11 protein-coding genes are annotated in these 16930 nt (G+C 64.1%); 4 read left to right on the forward strand and 7 right to left on the reverse strand.

What is annotated here, in order from left to right:
• Nucleotides 1–658: 658 nt before the first annotated feature.
• Both ACP7D4_RS04540 and eutC read left to right on the forward strand, forming a co-directional pair.
• Nucleotides 659–2053, forward strand: a complete 1395-nt coding sequence (locus tag ACP7D4_RS04540) for an ethanolamine ammonia-lyase subunit EutB (RefSeq protein ID WP_426207906.1) — start codon at nt 659–661, stop codon at nt 2051–2053.
• Nucleotides 2050–2829 carry an ethanolamine ammonia-lyase subunit EutC gene (gene eutC, locus ACP7D4_RS04545; RefSeq protein ID WP_426207907.1) on the forward strand — a complete coding sequence of 260 codons (780 nt, stop codon included), beginning with the start codon at nt 2050–2052 and terminating at the stop codon, nt 2827–2829. Before ACP7D4_RS04540 ends, eutC begins: the two co-directional genes overlap by 4 nt.
• A gap of 25 nt (nt 2830–2854) precedes the next feature.
• Here the strand turns inward: eutC and ACP7D4_RS04550 are convergent, their stop codons facing one another.
• From ACP7D4_RS04550 to ACP7D4_RS04560, 3 genes are all read right to left on the reverse strand, one after another.
• Complete coding sequence (locus ACP7D4_RS04550; RefSeq protein ID WP_426207908.1) at nt 2855–5326, reverse strand: diguanylate cyclase domain-containing protein; 2472 nt, start codon at nt 5324–5326, stop codon at nt 2855–2857.
• On the reverse strand, nt 5320–6606 hold the full coding sequence (locus tag ACP7D4_RS04555; protein WP_426207909.1) for an ABC transporter substrate-binding protein: 1287 nt from the start codon (nt 6604–6606) through the stop codon (nt 5320–5322). The genes ACP7D4_RS04550 and ACP7D4_RS04555 overlap by 7 nt, the downstream gene beginning before the upstream one ends.
• Nucleotides 6607–6877: 271 nt before the next feature.
• Complete coding sequence (locus tag ACP7D4_RS04560) at nt 6878–9319, reverse strand: penicillin-binding protein 1A (protein ID WP_426207910.1); 2442 nt, start codon at nt 9317–9319, stop codon at nt 6878–6880.
• Nucleotides 9320–9559: 240 nt separating this feature from the next.
• Between ACP7D4_RS04560 and ACP7D4_RS04565 the strand changes: the two genes are divergently transcribed.
• Nucleotides 9560–10060 carry a hemerythrin domain-containing protein gene (locus ACP7D4_RS04565; RefSeq protein ID WP_426207911.1) on the forward strand — a complete coding sequence of 167 codons (501 nt, stop codon included), beginning with the start codon at nt 9560–9562 and terminating at the stop codon, nt 10058–10060.
• Nucleotides 10061–10154: 94 nt separating this feature from the next.
• On the opposite strand, the gene ACP7D4_RS04570 is transcribed toward ACP7D4_RS04565, so the two are convergent.
• The 4 genes from ACP7D4_RS04570 to ACP7D4_RS04585 form a co-directional block, all read right to left on the reverse strand.
• Nucleotides 10155–10757 carry a copper resistance D family protein gene (locus tag ACP7D4_RS04570; protein WP_426207912.1) on the reverse strand — a complete coding sequence of 201 codons (603 nt, stop codon included), beginning with the start codon at nt 10755–10757 and terminating at the stop codon, nt 10155–10157.
• A 274-nt stretch (nt 10758–11031) separates the two neighbouring features.
• On the reverse strand, nt 11032–11400 hold the full coding sequence (locus tag ACP7D4_RS04575) for a copper resistance CopC family protein (protein WP_426207913.1): 369 nt from the start codon (nt 11398–11400) through the stop codon (nt 11032–11034).
• Nucleotides 11397–11687: a copper-binding protein gene (locus ACP7D4_RS04580; RefSeq protein WP_426207914.1), complete on the reverse strand. Its 291-nt coding sequence runs from the start codon at nt 11685–11687 to the stop codon at nt 11397–11399. The genes ACP7D4_RS04575 and ACP7D4_RS04580 overlap by 4 nt, the downstream gene beginning before the upstream one ends.
• Before the next feature lie 74 nt (nt 11688–11761).
• A complete protein-coding gene (locus ACP7D4_RS04585) occupies nt 11762–13714 on the reverse strand; it encodes a helicase-related protein (protein ID WP_426207915.1) in 1953 nt (650 codons plus the stop codon).
• 253 nt (nt 13715–13967) lie between these two features.
• Between ACP7D4_RS04585 and ACP7D4_RS04590 the strand changes: the two genes are divergently transcribed.
• Nucleotides 13968–16871, forward strand: coding sequence for an EAL domain-containing protein (locus ACP7D4_RS04590; RefSeq protein WP_426207916.1), 2904 nt, complete (start codon nt 13968–13970; stop codon nt 16869–16871).
• Nucleotides 16872–16930 lie beyond the last annotated feature (59 nt).

The following is a 16930-nucleotide window of genomic DNA, read 5'->3' on the forward strand; positions in this document are numbered from 1 at the left end:
GGGCAGTAGAACAGCGATTGCGAGCGCGAGCAAACCGGTCCAGAGGGCGGTTTCCCCAAGCGCAGAGAAAGGTCGTGTCCCAGCCACGGCCGCGCCGGCGCCACTGAAGTGGAGGAGCAAGCGAAGCAAAAAAAACACAATCGTCAGCAAATAAGCAGGGGCCATTTGCCAGCGCGGACCCTCTGCTAGCACTTGCGCCACTGCAATTACCAACGCAAGGACGGACGCATGGCGAATCAAAAACCACGTCCGCATCCGCACCAACGCCAAGAAGCAGAAAGCGAGAAAATCGGCCGCCAATAACATAAGCTCAAGGCTTCTCATCGATCGTCAAATCCAAATGGGGTGAGGAAATGCAAGCGCAACGCCGGCGTCGATGTACCAGCCCGAAGGTTTCGAAAAATGGGGCAAGAAGGCTGCAAATGATCGATGCCGAATATATCTAAAAACACAGTCATCAACACGAACACCGGCTTGCCCGACCCGGATTCTACTGCAGGACAGGGCCGTATTGCCGCCATTGCTGAACGCTCACGGCGCCGTTGTGGAGGGAAAATGAATTGGCGGCCCCTTTTTTTCCCCCGAACAAGCGGGCATCTTTGGCTATTCCCGGAGCCGCCATGCTATCCTGCCTCTACCGGGCAAAACGGATTTGATGATGACCACACACCAGTTTTCGCACATGGTCGGTCCCAGAACCTACCTGTTTCGCGACCTGAAAGATCTGCTGGCGAAGGCGTCGCCGCTGCGCTCGGGCGACCAACTCGCCGGCCTGGCCGCGCAGTCGGCCCAAGAGCGCGTGGCCGCCCAGATGGCGCTGGCCGAACTTCCCTTGCACGTCTTTTTGCAGCACCACGTCATTCCCTACGCCGACGATGAAGTCACGCGCCTGATCATCGACAGCCACGACACGGCCGCCTTTGCTTTCATCAGCCACCTCACCGTGGGCGACTTGCGCAACTGGCTGCTGGGCGACCAAGCCGACAGCGCCGCATTGGCGCGCGCAGCGGCCGGCATCACGCCGGAGATGGCGGCCGCCGTGTCCAAGATCATGCGCATCCAGGACTTGGTACTGGTGGCAAAAAAGTGCCGCGTGGTGAGCCGCTTTCGCAATACGCTCGGCCTGGAAGGCCGCATGGCCACGCGCTTGCAGCCGAACCACCCGCTTGATGACGCCAGCGGCATTGCCGCCAGCATCGTCGATGGTCTGCTGTACGGCAGCGGCGACGCCGTTATCGGCATCAACCCGGCCACCGACAATGTCGACCAGGTGATTGCGCTGGTCACCATGCTCGACGCGATCATCGACCAATACGCCATTCCCACCCAGTCGTGCGTGCTGACCCACGTGACCAACACGCTCGCCGCGATCGAGCGCGGCGCGCCGGTCGACCTGGTGTTCCAGTCGATCGCCGGCACCCAGGCGGCCAACGCCGCTTTCGGCATCGACCTGGCGCTATTGGCGCAGGCGCACAGCGCCGCGCTCTCGCTCGGGCGCGGTACGGTGGGCGACAATGTAATGTACTTCGAGACCGGCCAGGGCAGCGCGCTGTCGGCCAACGCCCATCACGGCGTAGACCAGCAAACCTGCGAAGCGCGCGCCTATGGGGTGGCGCGCCGCTTCGCGCCGCTGCTGGTCAATTCGGTGGTCGGCTTCATCGGGCCGGAGTATCTGTACGACGGCAAGCAGATCATCCGCGCCGGCTTGGAAGACCACTTTTGCGCCAAGCTGCTTGGCCTGCCGATGGGCTGCGACGTGTGCTACACCAATCACGCCGAAGCTGACCAGGACGACATGGACGTGCTGCTGACCATGCTGGGGGCCGCCGGCTGCAATTTCGTGATGGGCGTGCCCGGGTCGGACGACATCATGCTCAATTACCAGAGCACCTCGTTTCACGATGCCTTGTACGCGCGCCAGGTGCTGGGCCTGCGCGCCGCGCCCGAGTTCGAAGCCTGGCTGCACCAGGCGGGCATCTTTACCGGCGCCGGTCCCGCGCAGCTTGGCGACACCGTTGCCGCGCCGTTCGCGCAAGCGCTGCTGCGGCTATGAGCACGCCCGTCACGCCCAATCCCTGGGGCGAGCTGCGCGCGCTGACGCAGGCGCGCATTGCGCTCGGCCGCGCAGGCGTGAGCATGCCGACCGGCGCGCAGCTCGCGTTCCAGCTGGCGCACGCGCGCGCGCGCGACGCGGTGCACATGGCGCTCGATGTGCCCGCGCTGCACGCTGCGCTGGCACGCCCTGGCCGCGTGGTGCTGGCGGCCCACAGCGCCTGCGCCGACCGGGCGACCTACCTGCAAAGACCCGACCTGGGGCGCCAGCTCGACGCGCCATCGTGCGCGGCGCTGGCCGCCGCCGCGCCGGCGGCGTGCGAACTGGCGCTGGTGGTGGCCGACGGCCTGTCGGCGCCGGCGGTGGCGCAGCACGCGGCGCCTTTCATCGATGCGCTGCAAGAGCGCCTGGCGCCGGACGGCTGGGGGACGGCGCCGATCGTGATCGTGCAGCAGGCGCGCGTGGCCATTGGCGACCAGGTTGGCGCGATCCTCAACGCGCGCTGCGTGGTGGTGCTGATCGGCGAGCGGCCGGGTTTGAGTTCGCCCGACAGCATGGGCTTGTACATGACGTGGCAGCCCGGACCGGGGTTGACCGATGCGCACCGTAACTGCATCTCGAATGTCCGCGCCGCGGGCGTGAGCTACCGGGAGGCAGCCTTCAAGCTCCATTACCTGCTCGACCAGGCGCGCGGGCGTGGCCTGTCGGGCGTGGCGTTAAAGGATGAAACGCAGGCGCCGCCGGCGCGCTCGGGACATAACTTTTTGCTCCGGTAACGCTTGTGCGCTGCCGCGCCCCCCCTCAGCCGGGCAACGCTTGCGGCGTCACGCTGTCCGCTTCGGCCGGCTCAAAGGCGCGCCAGTTGTTCCTGCCGGCCTTTTTAGCGTGGTACATCGCCTCGTCGGCGTGCTTGAGCAAGGTCTGCGAATCGAGGCCATGCTGCGGATAGATGGCCACGCCGATACTGCCGCTGACGGTGATCGGATGGCCGCCCAGTTCCAGCGTCGCACAGAGATTGTCCAGAACGCGCTGCAGCACCGTGGCCACGAGCTCTGGATCGACGCCTTCGGACAGCACCACGGCAAATTCGTCGCCCCCCAGCCGGGCCACGGTATCGGTGTCGCGCACCGATCCCAGCAGGCGCTGGGCGACGGCGAGCAGCAACTGGTCGCCGATCGCGTGGCCAAAGGTGTCGTTGACGTACTTGAAACGGTCCAGGTCGATGTAGCACACGGCCATCTGGTGCTTGTGGCGGGCGGCGTGGTTAACGGCCATGTTGAGCCGGTCGCTCAGCATGACACGGTTGGCCAGCCCGGTCAGCGCGTCGTGCTGCGTTTGATAGATCAGCTGCTCTTCGGCCGACTTGCGAGCTGAAATATCTTCCAGCACCCAGACCGTGCCCTTATCGATGTTGTTCGGGTCGAGCGCCTTGCCGAAGCACGCGGCCCAGAACAGGCTGCCATCCTGGCGCGTCAGTTCCAGGTCGGCCGTAAATGAATGGCCCGCTGCCAGCGCACTGGCCACGGCCGTGCCCATCGCGCGCGCCGCCACTTCGCTCGGGTGGCTCGGCAGGACCGCTTTTCCAAGCACCTCGTCCATCCGATAGCCGAGAATTTGGGCGTACTGCACATTGCAACGCACGGTGTGCCGGTCCTTGATCAGCGCAATGCCGACGATGACGTTGGCAAAAACGACTTCCAGCTCCGAAATCAGCAGCACGTTTTCCTGTTCGGCCCTGACCCGCTCGCCGATCTCGACGCGCAGTTTCAAGGCGCGCTCGTCGGCCACCTGGATCAGCAGCACGATCACGGCCAGCAGCAAGGCGACGAACAGCCCGGTGCCCAGCACGGTCCAGGGCAGCGAGGACGACTGGCGCGCCACGAAGGCGGGCGTGGGCCACATCCGCACCTGCCAGAGCACGTCCTGAAACTGCAGCGCGCTTTCGTGGACCACAGCCGCATCGGGCAACAGGTCATCTTGCTGGCCGAACAGCTTGCGCTCGCCGTCGAACACCTGAACCGCGTAGCCCTTGGCGAACTCGCCCTGGCTGACCGCGCGTTCGAGCATCGACTGCACCTGGAATACACCCACCATGAAGCCGTCCAGGCGCGCGCCGGTGAACAATGGCTGGATCGCCATGAAGCCGTCGCCGCCCTGCGGCAAGACAGACACGCTTGTCACGTTCAGGGAGCGCTTGAAGCGCGCCACCTCCAGCGCCGCCAGGCCACTGAGCTGGTCGCCCATATCCACGTCGCGCGCGCCCTCGTTGCCCTGCTGCGGCACCACCCAGCGCACAATCCGGTCCGGGTCGACCCATTCGATGGCGCGGAAGTATCCTGGCGCCTCCTGCAGCGCGGCCGCATCAGCCTCCCATTCGGCGCGCGGGGTGGCGCCGCGAAACTCCCAGCGGCGCTGCATCTGGCCCAGCGCGGCGATGCGCGACTCGACCGGCGTAGTCACGCGCGCGACAAAACTGGCCATTTCCTCCCGCCCCGTGCGCTGCAACTGGGCGCGTTCCGCGTCGAGCAAACTGAACCACATGGCGCACGTCATGGCGCTCATCGCGCCGGCCACCAACATCGGCCGCCAGGCCAGCCGCAGCCTTGGGTGCGTGCGCCAACGCGCAGCGCCGTGCAGCAATAAGGCACAGGCCAGGGGCACGAACGCCAGCGCGGTGGGTAGCGCCATCTGCGTGAAACCAAACCAGCCGTAGGCCATCGTCACGTTCGCCGCGTAGCCGGCCACGGCCAGTACGGCCACAGCGCCGCACAGCATGGCGGCCAGTGCGCCGAAGGCCGTGGCGAGCGTGTTGCGCCGGGCAAGGCAAACCAGCGACAACCCGGACAGCGCCAGGCAGACGGCCGCGTTGGGCGCCATCCGTCCGGGCGTGGAGGTTTGCACCGTCAGATAGGGTTCCAGAAAAAGCGTATCGATGCCCAGGGAGGCGCCAAAGGCGTACTGCGCCAGCGTCAGCGAGCCGAGCAGCATGCCGAGCACCCCGCACAGCATGGCGCCGCGGCGCGCGCGCGCGGTCAGCGCCATCAAGCCCAGGCCACTCGTCAATAAACCCAGTGCGGCGTTGAACTGGATCGGCGCATGAGCGGGGTGCCACTGGATCAGGCGCACCAGATGCCAGTGCCACGCCAGGGCCATCGTCAGCGCGAAGGCGCTCACCAGCACCCCGGTGCTCATGGCGGCCACGCCGCCCGGACGTGTCAGCACCGCGCTGCCCGCCCGCGTGTTTGCCGCACGCGTGTTGACCACGTTTACCATGCCGCTCCGCTATGCATCGCGTTCAGCGTGCTCGCCAGCGCCTTGACGCCGGTCGCCGGATCCTTGCCATCGGCCAACACCCCGGACACCGTCTTCCAGACCTCGGTACTGACTTGCTCGTATTTGCGGCCGGTCACGGTGGAAGGCCGCGGGGTCGCGCTTGCCGCGGCGGCGCGTAAAATCTCTTGATAGGGATTGATGGCCAGTAATTGGGGATCCTGGTACAGACTGCCGATCGTCGGGCTGCGCCCGAGCAAGATGGCGCGCCGCTTTTGCTCGTCCCGGCCGGTCATGAACATCACCAGGTCGATTGCCAGCGCACTATTGCGGGAAAACTTCGACACGGCCAGTTGATGGCCCCCCAGCGTGGTGCCGACCGCGCCGTGCGGGCCGCGCGGCAACACCGCGATACCCACCTTGTTGCGCACCGCGCTGTCGGGCGCGTTGACCACGGCCCAGACATAGGGCCAGTTGCGCAAGAAAACGGCATTACCGTCCTGGAACATGGCGCGCGATTCTTCCTCGCGCGCGCTGACGACGGACGGTGGCGAAATAGCGCCGATCCACTGTTTTGCCATGCGCAAGGCGGCAATGGTGGCCGGGTTGTCGACCGTCACCGCGCCCGACGGCTCGACGATGGAACCGCCGCCATAACTGACAATCCACTCCAGCGCATCGCAGGTAAGCCCTTCGTACGGCTTGCCTTGCCAGACATAGCCCCACATCCGGGGCCGGCCGGCGCTGCGCTCGGCATCCTGGATCAAGCGCGCCGTGGCGGCCAGCTCGGCCCAGGTGCCCGGGACGCGCTGTTGATACTTTTCCAGCAAGTCCTTGCGGTAATAAAGTAGCCCGGCATCGATGAACCAGGGCATCGCGATCAGCCGGCCCCCCACTGTATTGTTCTTGACGATGGCGGGAAAGTGTTCCTTGATGCTGGCGGCCGCCGGCGCGCTCAGGTCGAGCAGCGATTCGGCCAGGATCCCCGGCCAGACGATATCGATGGTCAAGACATCGAGCAGCGGAGATTGCGAGGCCAGCAACTGGCGATACATGACCAGGCGTTCCGACGACGAGGCCGGCAGCGACAAAATCTTGACCGTATGGCCACTTTTGCGCTCCCACGCCTTGACACCCTCCTTGCACACCGTGTTGCCGTGGCCGATGGAATCGCAGGCCATCGTCAGCGTCGCGGCCGCCGCCGGGGCAACGGCAAATCCAAATACCAGCGCGGTCACCAGCGCGCTCAGCCGGGCGCGGCCGAACAAAAGAGGCTTGCTCATGGGTTCACTGTTACTCATCACCAATACCATCGATTGTAGCGACGCCATGGCGCGCCGCCAAGGCCAGAGCGACAAGGCGGGCCCCGGCGCAGCCCGGCCGCACGAGCATGCCTTCTTGAAATACATACTACAGCAATCCACAGTTGCTCAGCCCTAATTTCATGCGCTATGGATGTTTTTGGCCGCCATGCCGCCCACACGCGCTCGTGCGTGCAGGTTCGAAAGCGGTGCAGGCCTGCCCGCCACGCGTGGCGCAGGCTGCAAGCGCAAACTAGAACGAATCGGCGCGCTCACCCGGCTGCGGCTGCGGTTGCGGTCTTGGCGGCGGCAACTGCTGCCCTTCCTCGGACGGCGGCGGCAGCTCCTGCCCCTCGGGCACGAATTGCTCTTCTTCTTCGATCATCGGCGCCGGCGGCGCCACGCCATCTTGCTGCATCTCGCCACCTTCTTCATTAATGCCCTCCGGCTCCGCGTCCTGGCGCGGCTCGGGTCGAATGGCGCCCGGGAAGGCTGCGCTGGCATTGAGCTTGCCGCTGTCAAGCGCCGTCTTGAAAAAGTCGCCCACGACCAGAATCGCGTTGTGTCCGCCCTGCCCCCAGTAGCTGCTGCGCATCGTCACGCGGTTGTCGTTAAAGCCCACCCATGCGCCGGCCACCAGTTGCGGATGCATCATGATGAACCAGCCATCGGCATTGTTTTGCGTGGTGCCGGTCTTGCCCGCCACGTCGCCCGTAATGCCGAAACGGTAGCGCACCGCCGTGCCGGTACCGCGGTTGATCACGCCGCGCATCATGTCGATGAGCATGACTGCCGAATCGTTGGTCATGGCGCGCTGCGGCGCCTGGCTGCCGAATTCGGCCACCACCTTGCCGGTGCGGTCGACGATGCGCTTGATGAAGATGGGCTTGCGGTATTCGCCCACCGCGGCGATGGTGCTGTAGGCGCTGACCATTTCCAGCAGCGTGACCGGGCTCGTTCCCAGCGCCAGCGAGGGCACCGAGGCCAGCTTGCTGTCCTTGATGCCGAGATCTTGGGCCAGCTTGATGATGCTCGGCAGGCCCACGTCCTGCATGACCTGGGCGGTGATCGTGTTTTTCGACATGATCAAGCCTTCGCGCAGGCTCATCATGCCGCCGTTCGAGCCGCTCATGTCGGTCGGGCGCCAGATAGTGCCGTCGCCGGCCTTGATATTCATAACTTCATCGCGGTACAGTTTTTCCGACGAGATGCCCTTTTCCAGCGCCGCGCCATAGACGATAGGCTTGAAGGTGGAACCGGGCTGGCGCTGGGCCTGGGCCACGTGGTCGAACTGATCCTTTTGAAAGTCGCGGCTGCCGACCCAGGCGCGCACTTCGCCGCTGCTTGGGTCAAGTGCGACAAAACCGGCTTCCAGACGCGTCTTGGTGCGCCGCAGCTGCGCCATGAAGGCGCGGTCCGCTTTCAGGCGCTTGAGCGCGACCAGCTTGTCTTCGCCGCCGTCGACCGCTGCCTTGTATTCTGGCGTTTCGCGGACGAAGGCACTGATGAGGTTACCCTTGGAGCGCCAGAAATACTCGAACGGGGTGGTGCCGCCGTGACGCGCGGCGTACGAGCCGGCCGAGGCCGACGAGCCGCCGTCGGGACTGCTCCACTCGACGTCGGCCACCATCTGCAGCGCCGTGCCCTGGCGCTCGACGGCGCTCAGCGCGGCCGTTTGCAGTTCATGGTCAAGCGTGGTGTAGACCACCAGGCCGTCGAGCTGCAGGTTGTAGTCGTGCTCGTCGGCCCACTGGATCAGCCACTTGCGCACGTAGGCGGTAAAGTGGGTGTCGGTGCCGGCGCGCTCGGGCAGGCGCGCGAAATGCAGGCGCAAGGGCCGCTTGATGAGGCGCTCGAAACTCTTGGCGTCGATGATGCCGTGCTTGAGCATTTGCCCCAGCACCACGTTGCGGCGCTCCACCGAGCGCTCCGGGTTGGTGACGGGATTGTAGTAACTGGTCCCCTTGAGCATGCCGACCAGGGTCGCGCTTTCCAGGATGTCGAGCTTGGCGGCCGGCTTGTCGAAATATGTCTGGGCCGCCGTTTCAATGCCGAAGGTGTTGTACAGGAAAGGCACGGTATTCAAGTACGCTTCCAGGATCTCGGTCTTGCTGTAGGTCGCTTCGATCTTGAGCGCGGTAATCATTTCCTTGAGCTTGCGGTTGATGTTGCGCGAGCGTCCTATTTCTTCAGGAAACATATTGCGCGCCAACTGCTGGGTAATGGTCGAACCGCCCTGCGCGTCGCCCTTCAGGCTGTAGACCACGGCGGCCAGGGTGCGCTTGAAGTCAATCCCCATGTGGTCGTAAAAGCGGTGATCCTCGGTGGCCACCAGGGCGGTGAGCACATGCGGCGAAATCTGGTCGAGCTTGACGCGCTCATGCAAGCCCTGGTCGAAACTGGCCAATTGCTTGCCGTCGGCCGACACCAGGGTCGAGGCCTTGGCCGCGCGCGCCTGCTTGAGGTCTTTGATGCCCGGCGTGAGGGGAATAAGGCACAGCACGTAGAGCAATACCAGCGCAAACAGGAGCGCCGCGCCGCCGCCCGCGATCAGGGCGGCGCGCTGGAACGGCGGACGGGCCATCAGGAAAGCGTGCAGGCGAGCAAAACGATGCTTGAACATGATGCCGGCGGCGCCAAAAACGCGGGCGGCTGCCTCGCGTGCACGTTCTACTGGCTTGCGTTGTTGGTCCACTGTCGTTGCCCTGTCATGTTTAATTAATCCCAACGAGCAAGTATATCTGAGCCTCGTGCTATTGACGTACAGCATTTTTCTAAAGTGTAGCGGCCAGGGCACTGGATAAAGTCCTACGCGCGCACTGCAAGTGCGCCTACTGATTGTCATTTTAAGTTCGCCTACCATGAAGTTCTGCCACAAAACATGTCATCCGATACATTCGTTTGCACGTTTTCAGCCATTACAACAGGAGCCATTATGCGAACCTCATCTACGGCCACCAGCAACACCCAGAAAAACATGCCAACGTCGGAAGAAGGCATCGATGCCATCGAACTGCTGACGCAAGACCACGAGAACGTCAAGGCGATGCTCGAACAGTACGAAGCGCTGGGCGACCGCGCCATGGCCAGCAAGAAAAAATTGGCTATCAAGATTTGCACGGAACTGACCAAGCACGCGACGGCAGAAGAAGAAATTTTCTATCCGGCCGTGCGCGCCGCCGGCAAGGACAAGGAAGATATGGTCGATGAGGCCGTTGTCGAGCACGCCTCAGCAAAAGACCTGATTGCCCAGATCCTGGAAATGGAAGCGAGCGAAGAATTGTTCGACGCCAAGGTCAAAGTCCTCTCCGAAATGATCGAGCACCACGTCAAGGAAGAGGAAGAGGAAATGTTCACGCAAGCGCGAGAAGCCGGCCTGGACCTGGCCATGCTGGGTCAGCAAATTTCTGCACGCAAGGCTGAAATTACCATGTAAGCAACTCGCCTGTCCTTGCTTTGCAATAATCCCACGCGCGCGTGGGATGATGCATTGTGGCTCAGTTACGGTGCTTTGCTTGGTGGACGAGCTATTAGTGAGGCGCTGGCTGCAGGGTGAGCAACGAGGCTGCGGCCAAAGCCCCGAGCAGCAAGCCCGATTCCACCCGCAACACGCGCAGCGCCATCGCGCCGCCGTCGCTGCTCGCGCGCGGAAAGCCAATGAAGCGATTGCAGGCGCCAAGCAGAGCCGTGCCAGCAAACAGGGCAAGTTTTATCGACAGCACCGCGCCATAAGGGTGATCGAGCAAGCGCTGCGGCGCGTCCAGCCGCTGCCATGCTCCGAACAAACCGCTGGCAACAATGCCGGCAAGGGCCAGGGCTGCGGCGCGCGACAGACGCTGCATGTAGTGCAGCGGGGGTGCCTTCCCGCATGCGGGCATGACGACCCACGCGGCTACGAAAACGCTGCCGGCCCAGACGGCACCGAGCAGCAAGTGCAAGGCGTCGATCAACATCGCGGCGCCGAACAGGCCACTGCCGGCGGCATGGCTGACCTGGGCGCGGCTGAGCGCGAAGATGCAAAGCAAGATGCCCGCCCAAAGCGTCGACCGGCGCAGTACGCACCCCAGCGCCGCCAAAACCAGCGTGGCCACGGCAAGCAGGTAAGCAGGTAAGCAGGTAAGCGTGTCCTGCATGGGTGGCGGCCAGAATGTCGGCCGCGACCGTGCCGACCTCGCCCAGCGCCACGCCGGCCATGTCGGCAAAGGCCGACCACATCACCCCGGCCCCGCCCACACACGCGCCCAGCAAGGCATAGCGTTGGCCGCGCGCAATGGTGGCTTGGCCACTTTGCGGCCCTTCGCGCAGCCAGCGCCTGGCCAGCAGCGCGCCGCACAGCCACGCCAGTACCGCGTTGATGAGCATGACCGAGCCGGCGTGCAGCAGGCCGACGGCGTCCATGACGATGCCTTAGCGAACGCTAAACCGGATGGCACCGTGCTGGCGGTGCCCATCATGTCCCACCGCAGTCCACTTGACGACATAGCGACCCGGCTTGAGCGGCGGCACGGCCAGGCGCAGCACGGCAGGATTGGCGGGGTCAAGCGCCGCCTTGGCGTTGCCGACCAGGCTGCCTGCCCTGTCGCGCAAGACCGCGCCGCTAAAAAGCTTTTCCAGCGCTTCGTTAAATGTGATCGACACTTCCGTGGGTGCGCGCGCCAGCACCGCCCCGTCGGCCGGCGCGGATTGCTTGAGCGTCGCGTGCGCCTGGGCAGCCGGGCCGTGCAGCGCGGCTATCACCAGCACGAGCATGGCCGCAGCGCCCGGGCGCGATGTCATTTGGCGCTTTCGAGCGTGGTGACGGTCAGCACGCCGTCGACTTTGGCGGCAGTAAAGCGCACCTTGTCGCCGGCTTCCACCTGGCCCAGCATGGCCTTGTCCTGCACCCGGAACACCATGGTCATGGCCGGCATGCCCAGGTCTTTCAGCTCGCCGTGGCGAATCGTCAGTTTGGCCGCGTCCTTGTCGACCTTGCGGATTTCGCCGTCAGCGACGGCAGGCGCGGCCAGGGCGGCCGTGCTGCAAGCGACCAAGACGATGGCAGCGGCGGTTCGAATCAGGTTCATGTCAGTCCTTTGCAGTATGGATTTGTGGCTACTTTAAAGCTTCCCATCGCTGGAAGGTCAAGCCTTGTTCCAGCTTATCGAAACTTTTTATCGTGTTTCTTGCGCGCGGCCGCATTTTGCGCATGCAGGATCGAATCGACCCGTTCCGAGGCGGCGCGCGCCAGCGACTGCGCCACTTCTACGCTGGGAAAGTACTCGGGCGCGCGGTAGGACAACCAGGCGTAGGCCGAATACAGGCGGCAGCTGTCCTCCACTTCCTGCAAATTGCGGCCCTGCAAGTCGCCCTGATCGGTGTGCAGTTTCGACACGCGTTTCTTGGCCAGCGCCTGGGCCCACTGCTCCCAGGCGCGCTGCAGCGACGGCACCTTGGTCGACACCGGCACCAGCGAGAGCATGAATTTTTCGGCCACGGACAAGGGCAGCGTATCGAGCCACAGCGCGCGCTCGGCCTGCTCGTCGGTGATGCGCGGAAAGAAAAAACCGTCCGGCACGTCGATGTTGTGCATGAAGCGTTTGAGCAGCTTGGCCAGCGACGTCTCGCCGGTGACTGCGGCGATGCGGTGCAAGTGTTCGAGCGAGGGCGCGACCGAAAACCCGGTGGCGCTGAGCGGTGCGATTTTCTCCTTGAGCAGCGCGCGCATGACTTCATGGGTGTCGTCGTCGTAGCCGGCCACCAGACCCGCCTCGTGCACGCCGTAGCGCCCGGCCCGCCCGGCAATCTGGCGCGCCAGCGAGGCTGAAATTTCTTCTTCCTCGACGCCGTTGTACTTGACGGTGGTGGTCATGATGATGCGCGCGATCGGCATGTTCAAGCCCATCGCCAGCGCATCGGTGGCCACCACCACGTCGGCCGAGCCGTCGCGAAAGCGTTCGGCCTGGGCGCGCCGCACTTCGGGCGCGAGGTTGCCGTAGACGGTGGCCACCGACAGCCCCATCTCGGTAATCATGTCGCGCCACATCAGCACTTCGCGGCGCGAAAAGGCGATCACGGCGTCGCCGCGCTGCACGTTGCGCAGCTTGCGCACGGCGCTCGGTTCCATCGACAGCGGCCCCATGCGCTTAAGCAGATGCACTTCGAGCGGGATTTCCAGGCGCGCGGCCAGCGCTTCGATGGCGCGCCGCGCTTCGGGTGCGCCGACCAGATACACCACCGAGGCCGGCGCCCCGCACACGGCCGCGGTCCAGGCCGAGCCGCGGTCGCGGTCGGCCAGCATCTGGATTTCATCAATCACGGCCACGTCGACCCGGGTGCGGGTGTCGAGCATTTCCACGGTGCTGGCCACGTGGGTGCCGCCTTCGGCCAGGCGGCGCTCTTCGCCCGTAACGAGGCTGACCTTCAAGGCCTCGCCATGCGGGCGGGCTTGCTGCAAGCGCTCAAAGTTTTCAAGAGCCAACAGGCGCAGCGGCGCGAGGTAGACCCCGCTGGCGGCTTTGGCCAGCGCTTCCATCGCGCGGTGCGTCTTGCCCGAATTGGTCGGGCCCAGCAAGGCAATGAACTTGCGCGGCATGCGGCGCGCCACCTCGAAGGAATCGGGATACTCGGCCAAATTGATGCTTTGCTTGGTGCGCGCGGCGTGCCGCTCTTCCTGGGCGCGCTCGATGGCGTGCTCAAGACGCTGCCCGATGCGCTCGAACACGTACGAGGCGGGCTCGGACGTTTCGAGTTCGGCCAGTTGGCCCAGGAATACGGCGGCGTCGAGGTTGACGTCTTCGCAGCGCGCGGCAATGTCATCGACAAAATGCTCGACGCTGGCATTGAGCGCGCCCACCGCAGCGGCCGTGATGCGCTCGGACAGCAGGCGCGCCTTGGCGTCGCGTTCGAGCTTGCGCCACTTGCTCGGCTTGGCAAGCACCCCGTGCGCGGGCACCAGGTGGTAGGGCACGCGCAGGCCGCCCGCCTCCACCCAGCCGGAAAAGCGCACAAAAACGCGCCCTTCCATCTTGACAAGCTCGGCGCCCAATTGATCGAGCGCCAGTTCGCGCAGCAGCGCGCCATCGTCGCCTTCGTCGTGCAGCGGATCGTTCATGATTGGCCCAATTTACATGTCGGAGGCTCGACTATACCAAGGACGGGTGCCCCCGGCGCAACGATTGGCGTTCGCGCGCCGCTCTTTGAGCACCTGCCGAAACAAGCTGCGGTCGTCACGATTGAAAATACTGGCGCGTTTGCGCCTGTGACATGAGTAAATCACGCAGCTGGCGTGTCTAACCCTGTTTAACCCACAAATGCGCAACAAATGCGCGTGCACAATGAAAAACTGGCCCTCCTATCATGGCGAGATGGCATCGCGAATCCGTGCACGCGACTGGGCCGCCACCAGCCTCGGCCCCCTCGAATGCTGGCCGCAAAGCTTGATGGGAGCGGTCGACATGCTGCTGCAAATGACAGTTCCGGCCATTCTGTCGTGGGGCGAGGACGGCGTACTGATCAATAACGACGCCAGCATGCCGCTCACCAAAATGGCGCACAAACTGTCGTTCGACGAGCACCCTGACGACCCGTGGCCCGCCAGCGAAGCCTTCAAGCGCGGCATGCGCACAGCGCGCGACGAGGATGCCGGCTTTACCTGGAGCGAACAGGAACTGCGCTCGCGCCGGCCGGACGGCACCTTGAAGCAATGCTGGTTCTCGATCAATTTCTCACCTTTGCACGACGACAACGCCCGGCCGGCCGGTGCCCTGGCCATCTTTTTCGACACCACCGACCGGGCGCGCGCTGAAAGTTTGCTGCGCGACAGTGAACGCCAGCTGTCGGCCATCTTTTCCGAAGCCCAGGTGGGACTGTCGCTCATCTCGCTTGAAGGCAAGTTCTTGCGCGTAAATGAAGCCTTGTGCCGCATGCTGGGCCTGCCTGCGGAACTGCTGATAACGCTGGGCATCGCCGACGTAACCCACCCCGACGACCTGAACAAGTCAATGCAGGCGGTCGGACGCATGCTTGCAAGCGGCGTTTCCGAATCAGTGGAAAAGCATTATGTGCGTCCCAACGGCGAGCTGGTTGCGGCCAACAGCATTGTCTCGCGCCTGGCAAGCGGCCAGGCAAGCGGGCAGGCGGACGGCTACCAGATCCTGGCCGTCACCGTCGACCTGACCGAGCGCCAGCGGGCGCAAGACGCGCTGGCCGAGAGCGAGGCCAGATTTCGCGCGCTGGCCGAAGCGTCGTCTGCGCTGATCTGGCAGCTCGACACGCGCGGCGCGGCCATTTATGTCAACCCGCGCCACCAGGTCTTGCTTGGCATTCCTACCGAGCACTTGCTGGGCGCCGGCTGGCGCGACATTCTGCACCCGGACGAACGCGCCGACACGCTGCACGTGCTCGACGGTGCGATCGCCCAGCGCGCCGCAGTCCAGCGCCGGGTCCGAATCCGCTTTGCCGACGGCCAATGGCACTGGATGGAAGCGCACGCGGCACCTTGGTTCTTCGCCGACGGCAACTATGCCGGCCACGTGGGCATCGCGCTCGACATTGACGAAGCAGTGCGTGCACAGCAAGAACTACTGGTGAGCAATGAGCGCTTGAAGCTGGCGATTGAAGGCTCGGGCGACGGCATCTGGGATTGGGACCTCGCCGTGAACCAGGTCGTCTATTCAGACCGGGCGCGCGCCATCCTCTCACTCGACGGACCGGGGCCGTTCGCCCCTTACAGCTTGCTCGAGCAGCTGGTGCATCCGGACGACCAGCACCGGGTGCGTACCGAGATTGATATTTGCTTGGCCGGTTCGCGCGCCACGTTCAGCATCGAGTTTCGAGTGCGCAGCCCGGAAGGTGGCTGGCGCTGGGTGCTCTCGCGCGGTACCGTGGTCAACCGCCATCCGCGCAGCAACTTACCGCAGCGCATGACGGGAACATTTACCGACATCACCGACAAGCGCCGCTCCGAGGAAATTGTGTGGGAGCATGCCAACTTTGACCTGCTGACACGCTTGCCGAACCGGCGCCTGTTTCGTGACCGCCTCGACCATGAAATCCGCAAGGCGCAGCGCAACGGCCTGCCGCTGGCGTTGCTGTTCATCGACCTCGACCGTTTCAAGGAAGCCAACGACCTGCTCGGCCACACGGTGGGCGACCAGGTGCTGATTGAATCGGCGCGTCGCATCTGCGCCTGCGTGCGCCAGTCCGATACCGTGGCCCGGCTGGGCGGCGACGAATTTACCGTCATCCTGACCGAACTGGAAACGAACCTGTACGTCGATCCGGTCGCGCTGAAAATCAATGAAACACTCAGCAAGCCCTTTTTGTTTGGCAACGAGGTGATCTACCTGTCGGCCAGCATTGGCGTCACGCTGTATCCGAACGATGCGTCCGACGCCGAAAACCTGATTCGCAATGCCGACCAGGCCATGTACGTGGTCAAAAACGAAGGGCGCAACCATTTCAGCTACTTCACGCCCTCCATGCAGCGCGAAGCGAACGACCGGCTGCGCCTGATCAGCGATTTGCGCGTCGCGCTGCGCCGTGGCCAGTTGCAGGTGCACTATCAGCCGATCATCGACTTGCGCAGTGGGCGCGTGGTCAAGGCGGAAGCGTTGCTGCGCTGGCAACACCCGCTGCTGGGCATGATCGAGCCGGTGCGCTTCATCGCCTTCGCCGAAGAAACTGGCTTGATCAGTGAAATTGGCGACTGGGTGTTTCGCCAGGCAGCTGAATGCTCGCGCGCGTGGGGCGAGCGCACTGGTGCGCCGTTTCCCGTCAGCGTTAACAAGTCGCCGGTGCAATTCGTCTCGCGCCTCGATGAAGTGAACTGGCCCGCGCATCTGCACGAACTGGGCTTGACGGGCAGTAGCGTCTCGGTCGAAATTACCGAGGGCTTGCTGCTGGACGCTTCGCCCAGCGTATCGGCCACGTTGCTGCAATATCACGATGCGGGGATCAAGGTGGCGATTGACGATTTTGGCACGGGATACTCGTCGATTGCGTATCTGAAAAAATTTGAAGTCGACTACCTGAAGATCGATCAATCCTTCGTGCGCGATATTGGCGCCAGCCTGGGCGACCGCGCCATCGTGCGCTCGATCATCGCCATGGCGCACGAACTGGGGTTGGAAGTGATTGCCGAAGGCATCGAGACGGTGGAACAGCGAGCATTCCTGGTCGAGGGTCAATGCGATTTCGGGCAGGGTTTTCTGTTTTCCAAGGCGGTGCCGGCTGGTGAATTCGTGCACATGCTGCTGGCCGAGGTATGAGCCAATCAAGACCGTAGGGCGCAAAAGGACGAAGTGCGCATTGCGCCATGCGTGCCCGG

This window comes from Massilia sp. TWP1-3-3 (genome assembly GCF_049897805.1).
In the GTDB taxonomy this organism is placed as follows: domain Bacteria; phylum Pseudomonadota; class Gammaproteobacteria; order Burkholderiales; family Burkholderiaceae_D; genus Telluria_A.

Bases quoted from the DNA above. Each gene is read 5' to 3' on its own strand.
- ACP7D4_RS04590 (WP_426207916.1), top strand. From the start codon at position 13,968: ATGGCATCGCGAATCCGTGCACGCGACTGGGCCGCCACCAGCCTCGGC.
- ACP7D4_RS04580 (WP_426207914.1), bottom strand. From the start codon at position 11,687: ATGAACCTGATTCGAACCGCCGCTGCCATCGTCTTGGTCGCTTGCAGC.
- ACP7D4_RS04585 (WP_426207915.1), bottom strand. From the start codon at position 13,714: ATGAACGATCCGCTGCACGACGAAGGCGACGATGGCGCGCTGCTGCGC.
- ACP7D4_RS04570 (WP_426207912.1), bottom strand. From the start codon at position 10,757: ATGCAGGACACGCTTACCTGCTTACCTGCTTACCTGCTTGCCGTGGCC.
- eutC (WP_426207907.1), top strand. From the start codon at position 2,050: ATGAGCACGCCCGTCACGCCCAATCCCTGGGGCGAGCTGCGCGCGCTG.
- ACP7D4_RS04555 (WP_426207909.1), bottom strand. From the start codon at position 6,606: ATGAGCAAGCCTCTTTTGTTCGGCCGCGCCCGGCTGAGCGCGCTGGTG.
- ACP7D4_RS04575 (WP_426207913.1), bottom strand. From the start codon at position 11,400: ATGACATCGCGCCCGGGCGCTGCGGCCATGCTCGTGCTGGTGATAGCC.
- ACP7D4_RS04565 (WP_426207911.1), top strand. From the start codon at position 9,560: ATGCGAACCTCATCTACGGCCACCAGCAACACCCAGAAAAACATGCCA.
- ACP7D4_RS04540 (WP_426207906.1), top strand. From the start codon at position 659: ATGACCACACACCAGTTTTCGCACATGGTCGGTCCCAGAACCTACCTG.
- ACP7D4_RS04550 (WP_426207908.1), bottom strand. From the start codon at position 5,326: ATGGTAAACGTGGTCAACACGCGTGCGGCAAACACGCGGGCGGGCAGC.